Source organism: Chryseobacterium sp. CG10_8 (genome assembly GCF_058117085.1).
Map to the genome: position 1 here is coordinate 1 of NZ_JBYVEB010000240.1, position 1,079 is coordinate 1,079.

General features: G+C 27.1%; 2 protein-coding genes. Both read left to right on the forward strand.

Annotated elements, in window-relative coordinates:
• Nucleotides 1-223 (forward strand): hypothetical protein (locus AC4AGG_RS16520; protein ID WP_489773120.1); only part of this gene is annotated, 223 nt, incomplete at its 5' end.
• A gap of 10 nt (nucleotides 224-233) precedes the next feature.
• Nucleotides 234-884, forward strand: coding sequence for a DUF6705 family protein (locus tag AC4AGG_RS16525; protein WP_489773121.1), 651 nt, complete (start codon nucleotides 234-236; stop codon nucleotides 882-884).
• The last annotated feature ends 195 nt before the right edge of the window (nucleotides 885-1,079 follow it).

The window sequence follows — 1,079 nt, forward strand, 5'->3', positions numbered from 1 at the left end:
AAAATTAATAAAGAAATTTATGGAAAAAAAAGGATATAATATAAAATCACAATCTACCTATGCACAACAGATAACGGGATTTTTAAGGTTTATGAATGATAAAGATCTTGGTATAGAATTATATGAAGGTAATAAAGATACTTTTGGAAATTGGAAAAAGTTGGAAGTAGAAGATAATGGAAATAACACTTACGGAATCAAAGAAACGCCATGTAACCCTTAAAATAAGAATTATGAAAAAAATATCAAAAGAATATACTATTATTTTTATAGTACTATTTATCAATATTAGTTCATTTATGCGAGGACAAATAATAATAGATTATGCTTCAGATAGTTCATTACCTAATAATTGGGACGAAACAGGAAATTATTATATAAAAGATGTCAACAATTATTTGGATAATTTTGTTGGTACGTGGGAATATGTAAATGGGAATGAAAAATTTCAAATTATTTTGACTAAGATTGTTAAATATCATACACTATCTTCTAATTTAAATCTTAATTATTATGAAGATGGTATTATACTCAAATATAAAAAATATGTAAACAACAATTTGGTTTTTGAATCCCCTATTGAACAGTATCCAACTTTTAATACTGAAGATGGAATAAAATTAGAGGGAATGACTAATGATTATGAAAGAGTGACTCAATCCATAAATGTCGGAGGTCTTATTCTTGAAGGTGGTGGTTATTTCCCATTAAGTTGTCACATAGAAAAATTGATGACCACCATAAATGAACCTCCCAAAATAAAGTTCAAGTTTTATTTAGGATATTTTGGCGAAAGTACTGGTTTTGGAGAATATAATAATCCAATTTACACAGGACAACCCTTTTTTAGTATTCCAAATGATATAATTTTAACAAAACAGTAAACACCACTTCTGCCAACATAGTATTTATGCAATGCGGAGTTAAAATAATAATAGAACTGTAAGTTTTAGCAAGCCACAAAAACCATTTCTCTTTATACAATTTTTGTAGTCTAGTAAAAAGAGAAATGGTTTTTGTTTAGTTTTGTGATTATTGAAATATTTGTCATATTTAGTCCGCACTGCATAAATACCCGA

Coding starts and splice junctions, on each gene's coding strand:
- AC4AGG_RS16525 (WP_489773121.1), top strand. CDS start 234: ATGAAAAAAATATCAAAAGAATATACTATTATTTTTATAGTACTATTT.